Genomic DNA, 5,043 nt, shown 5'->3' with positions numbered 1-5,043 from the left:
GTTAATATTACCTTTCTGATTATGTCCACCTCATTTCTTAGTCCTGAGGTTCTATTATAATAGATTTAATAGTATTTGGGACATAGTCACTTGTGATATATTAAGACATTATCATATATGGATCATACGGATTCAATTGCAAGAACCCTTTTATTTGACAAAATAAAACAATGCAGTTATACTGAAAACATTCACAAATGCAAGTGGCTTGCATTTAATAAATTGTAAAGGAGTGAATTCAATGAGTCATATTCATATTCCCGACGGAATAATCCCCAATCTCTGGTGGATTGCAGGCTACATACTTACTGCAGTGATGATTTTTATTCTGATTAAAAAAATTGGAAACCAGGATATGGGAAAGAAAGTCCCACTGGCAGGCATGTCCGCAGCCATTATGTTGGTAGGAATGTCCATCCCCTTGGGCTTTATCCCCCTGCATTTCAGTCTCGCTGTGCTGGTGGGGATTCTGGTGGGTCCCAGCATCGGTTTTATCGTTGTTTTTACCGTCAACATCATCCTGGCCCTTTTCGGTCACGGAGGAATTACCATTGTGGGAATCAACACCTTGATCATCGGTTCCGAGGTCATTATCGGATACTATCTGTTCCACGGCCTGGCTAAGAACTGGGGCCGAACGAAAGCGGCGGCGGGAGCAACGGTGGTGGCTCTTCTGATATCCCTAACCTTGATGGTGAGTCTCGTAGGCGCTACCGTAGGCCTGCCGGAAGCCTTACCCCACGACGACCACGACCATTACCACGAGGATGAGGAAGACCATCACCACGACGACGAGGAAGACTATCACCATGAGGATGAGGAGGATCATTACCATGAGGATGAGGAAGACTATCACCATGAGGATGAAGAAGATCATTACCATGACGATCATGACGAAGGCTTTATCGAAGCAGTACAAGACCTTGACTACTTCGTTTTAACCGGCTGGGCTGCCCTGATTGGGATCCTGGTTATCGGAATCGGTTTAGAGGCTACCGTCACCGCATTAATCGTTCGGTTTTTATGGAAGGTACGGCCGGATCTATTGAAACATTAATTACACCAACATCAAAGACCGGCGGCTCCCTGGAGCTGCCGGTCTTTTCTTATTTCCCTCTACTTATAGTTATAACGTCACCTATAAGTACGCTTCATCCTTTTGTCCCCATCAGAAAAATCTTTTTATCTCCCTTACTCTCGTAGGCCGCCTTTAATACATACAGGCTGCCGGTAAAAAATCCTAAAATCATCATCGCCGCAACCCATAGTATGATTGCTGAGGTTTTCTCCTCTCGAAGAACGATCCATATGGAAAACAAAACAAATCCTACATATAAATCCACGAGGGAGACGATCCCCCAGGGATTTTGTAAAAGCGCCCCGCCGTCCTCGGTAAAGCTTCCGTTAATGAAGGCACTCCCGATTACCACGGTCATGGCCCCCACCCCGAGCCACCCAAGTAGTTTAATCCATCTCATAACTGTCGGCCTCCTCTTATATCCATTCTTGTCCAATCCCCCCGGTTGTAACCCCTAGGAAAAAAGATGCTTGATCCATTCAGCCGGTTTATAAAAGAACATTCTCGGTGCACCGTAACCCATCACTCTTTTGATGGCCATCCGCATGTCCGGATTATAGCAGTGGGTCAAACATCTTCTGCAGGAAGTTTTTTTCTCACCGTAGGGACAGTTTTCCAGTCTTTTATGGGCATAGTCCAATAGGTTTGAGCAGTGTTTACAGAGGTCTTTCTTCTGTGGGTGTTTTTTATCGCAGTAAAAACGAATCATATCGGCGACGATCCTTTTTTCCCTGTGGATCTTTCCCATGGATTCTCCTCCTTCGCCCGGATATATTTCTCCTTTGAAGCCCCTGTCCTCGGGAGACCTCCTTTTCAAGGATTTTTCATTATTAGATCCTAAAGGAGGATAATAAAAGGTTTTCATCCCCCATCATCGTCTTACCGTTTAGGGTTTTCACCTCTTCTTTTACGGTGGCTAATTGCTGCAAGGACTCCATCTCAACCCCCGGAGCGTTCCCGGCGATCAAACGCATCAGTATATTTTCTTTTTTCTTCGGATAAAAGCTTACCTGCAGTTTTTCTTCCCCCAGGACTTCCTTCAGATAAAGCAGGGCGTCATCCAGACCTCCGATTTCATCACATATTCCCTGATTGATCCCATCGATCCCGGGCCATATCCTGCCCTTTGCCACGGCCTCCACCTCATCTTTGGAAAAGTTCCGCTCCTTGGCCACTTTATCTTTAAAGCCTTCATAGATGTGATCAATCTCTTTCATGATCAACGCCTCATCATTTTTGTCCCGTTTCCGCCAGACAGACATCAAATCCGCATAGGCTCCATCTTCTATTCCGTCATGGTTAATCCCTTTATCTTCCAAAAAGGTTTTTAGATAGAATAACATGGTAATTACTCCGATAGATCCCGTGATGGTACTTCGCTGGGTATAAATTTTCGATCCCGGGATGGAAATGTAGTATCCTCCCGAACCTGCCACTCCGGTTTGCACCACCACTAAGGGTTTTTTCTCCTTGAGCTTTAACAAGGCCTGATAAATTTCCGCCGAGGCGGTGGCGGAACCACCCCCGGAGTTCACTTTAAAAACCACTCCATGGATTTTTTTGTCCTCCCGTAAGGCTTCTATCTCCTTTACCATACTGAGGTCTCCAATGGCAGGGCCCATCAGCCCTCTTTTTTGACTCTCCCCGTCAATAATATTTCCGTCAAAGCTGAGAACCCCTACTTTCTTTCCTCGGCCATAGGCTTCCTCCAACACTTTGATTTTTTCCTCTTTCACCTTATCGATCTTCCATATCCGAAGTAAATCCTCCTGATAGGCGATTTTGGTAATGATGTTTTTATCCAAGGCTTCCTGCATTCTTAAGCTTTTCCCCTCTTTTAAATCTTGAAAGAAATTATCCGGTAAGGCTAAATTTTTAACCACGGTTTCTTCCAAGGTTTCCAGGATCCTTTTTAAAACAAGACCATAGGCTTCCCGTTGTTCCTTTTCCATCTTCGATGTGCGAAAGGAATCCGCCGCTCCTTTGTATTCTTTTCGCCGGTATACATCCACCTTCACACCGAAACGGTCCAGCAGTCCTTTATAATAATTTCGCTTCATGGAAGAGCCCAGATGCATGATCACGCCGTCTTCCGGCATAATTCGATGATGACAGAAGGATGCAATAAACAGCTCTTTCAATTCATAGGATTTAGCATAACAATAAAGGGTTTTTCCATGGCTCCGCAGTTTTTCCAGTCCTCGGCCCAATTCTTCCAACTGCCCGGGATAAACTTCAAAATCCGACTCGAGAATGAAATATATTTTTTGCAGACTCTTTTTTTCCAGGATCCTCTCCACCATCACTTTCCAACGATCCATGGAAAATTCCTTGTCCTGATCAAGAATCGGGTTGGTCTTATATAAATTTTTCGACTCCACCCCGCGGCCCTTAAAATGAATTTTTACATGTTTCATAAACTACCTCCTTATCAATTTCGTCCATAAGCGTACCTACTGTTATATTCGATATTTCTTTAGGTTTTTCCTGCAAAAGCCGGGGTTAATTGCAATATTTTTTTCCGCTTTTGAAATCAGAGAAAATCAAGGGTTCCTATTGATATTTCGTGTAGCTAACTATATAATAGTATAATGAGCTATAAAAACTTAAATCCCATCATAAAAAAATTCATATTTGTTGTTTTCTTATACGGTCTTACCTCCGCATCTTTTAATGGTTTTTTCGGCATCTATATCATCGAACTGGGCCATCCTGAAAGCTTGGTCGGAACGATTTTATCCCTTCGAAGACTTTCGGTAGGATTGTTTACCTTTTTAATTGCCTTTATCGCCGGTCGAATCGGACATAAGCGCACCCTGATAATGGGTCTGTTAACCGTGGGGATCAGTAGTATTTCCATTGCCCTAGTGGAGACCGTTCCATTAATCAAAGGGATTGCCGTAATTTTCGGATTTGGTCAGGCGGCCATGATGACCGTGGAGTCCCCTTTCATTTACAATCAGGCTACGGAAGCGGAAAGGGTGCATGCCTTTAGTTTAACCTTTGCAACCCGAAATGCCGCTTTTATGGTCGGGTCGCTCTTTACCGGATTTCTTGCGGATCTCTTTGCACAGTCCCTAGGACCGGGACCCGAATCCATACGCTACGCTTTAATTTTGGTAAGTGCCACGAGCCTTATTGCCATCATTCCCCTGGGTCTGTTAAAACCCAAACCGGAAAAAGCGGTGAAACGTTTGGATTTTCAAGAATTCAAAGGATTTTTCACGAAGTTGAATATCTCCTTTTTATTCTATACCGGATTGATCGGTCTTGGGGCGGGCATGGTGGTTCCTTTTTTCGGTGTGTATTTACGATATATGTTGGAGACTACCGAAGGCGTCGTCGGTCTCATCCTGAGCTTTGCCCAGCTGGGTACGGTTTTCGGAAGCCTCAGTGTTCCCATTTTAGGCAAGCGCATCGGAACCTATAAAACCATTGTTGCCACCCAACTTTTAAGTATTCCCCTGCTCATTGCCATCGGCGTTCCCCAGGGGATAGTCATCGTGGCCATCGCCTTTTTTCTCCGAAGTTCTCTAATGAACATGGGCCAGCCTTTAATCCGTAATATCTCCATGCATATTGTACTGGAACACCATCGCCCCCTGATGAGTTCCATGCGGGCCATGATCAACAATCTGACCCGGGCCCTGGGCATTTTTCTGGGAGGCTGGATTATGGAAAATTTCAGCTATAATACCCCCTATGCCTTTACCATTACTTTTTATCTGCTGGGAACCCTGGTTTTTTATCACTTGTTCAAACATAAGCTCCAGGATAAAGAACCCTAGATTTTATCATTGCCCACTGTTTTGATAGGATCCTTTCCTATTTATAGTTTGTGACATACTCCCACCACTTATAGAAGTGGGGGCTTCTCGTTCGAGTAGCCTACCGGCTACAGCATAAGCGAGCTAACCCCGTGTGCCCCACGGTTTTATGTAGAAGTTATGCCAATGTCATACGCA

General features: G+C 44.5%; 5 protein-coding genes. 2 read left to right on the top strand and 3 right to left on the bottom strand.

Annotated elements, in window-relative coordinates:
- Nucleotides 1-241: 241 nt before the first annotated feature.
- Nucleotides 242-1,057: an energy-coupling factor ABC transporter permease gene (locus tag ISALK_RS14575; RefSeq protein WP_160723598.1), complete on the top strand. Its 816-nt coding sequence runs from the start codon at nt 242-244 to the stop codon at nt 1,055-1,057.
- A 94-nt stretch (nt 1,058-1,151) separates the two neighbouring features.
- Here the strand turns inward: ISALK_RS14575 and ISALK_RS14570 are convergent, their stop codons facing one another.
- The 3 genes from ISALK_RS14570 to sppA form a co-directional block, all read right to left on the bottom strand.
- A complete protein-coding gene (locus ISALK_RS14570; RefSeq protein ID WP_160723596.1) occupies nt 1,152-1,478 on the bottom strand; it encodes a DUF1475 family protein in 327 nt (108 codons plus the stop codon).
- 54 nt (nt 1,479-1,532) lie between these two features.
- Nucleotides 1,533-1,826 carry a nitrous oxide-stimulated promoter family protein gene (locus tag ISALK_RS14565; protein ID WP_160723594.1) on the bottom strand — a complete coding sequence of 98 codons (294 nt, stop codon included), beginning with the start codon at nt 1,824-1,826 and terminating at the stop codon, nt 1,533-1,535.
- An 82-nt stretch (nt 1,827-1,908) separates the two neighbouring features.
- Nucleotides 1,909-3,495 carry a signal peptide peptidase SppA gene (gene sppA / locus ISALK_RS14560; RefSeq protein ID WP_160723592.1) on the bottom strand — a complete coding sequence of 529 codons (1,587 nt, stop codon included), beginning with the start codon at nt 3,493-3,495 and terminating at the stop codon, nt 1,909-1,911.
- A gap of 174 nt (nt 3,496-3,669) precedes the next feature.
- Between sppA and ISALK_RS14555 the strand changes: the two genes are divergently transcribed.
- Complete coding sequence (locus tag ISALK_RS14555) at nt 3,670-4,866, top strand: MFS transporter (RefSeq protein ID WP_160723590.1); 1,197 nt, start codon at nt 3,670-3,672, stop codon at nt 4,864-4,866.
- Nucleotides 4,867-5,043: the final 177 nt, after the last annotated feature.

It is taken from the genome of Isachenkonia alkalipeptolytica (assembly GCF_009910325.1).
In the GTDB taxonomy this organism is placed as follows: domain Bacteria; phylum Bacillota; class Clostridia; order Peptostreptococcales; family T1SED10-28; genus Isachenkonia; species Isachenkonia alkalipeptolytica.
Note: the sequence above shows the minus strand (reverse complement) of the source record. Positions and strands in the feature narration are given on the sequence as shown.

Bases quoted from the DNA above. Each gene is read 5' to 3' on its own strand.
- ISALK_RS14565 (WP_160723594.1), bottom strand. From the start codon at position 1,826: ATGGGAAAGATCCACAGGGAAAAAAGGATCGTCGCCGATATGATTCGT.
- ISALK_RS14575 (WP_160723598.1), top strand. From the start codon at position 242: ATGAGTCATATTCATATTCCCGACGGAATAATCCCCAATCTCTGGTGG.
- ISALK_RS14570 (WP_160723596.1), bottom strand. From the start codon at position 1,478: ATGAGATGGATTAAACTACTTGGGTGGCTCGGGGTGGGGGCCATGACC.
- sppA (WP_160723592.1), bottom strand. From the start codon at position 3,495: ATGAAACATGTAAAAATTCATTTTAAGGGCCGCGGGGTGGAGTCGAAA.
- ISALK_RS14555 (WP_160723590.1), top strand. From the start codon at position 3,670: ATGAGCTATAAAAACTTAAATCCCATCATAAAAAAATTCATATTTGTT.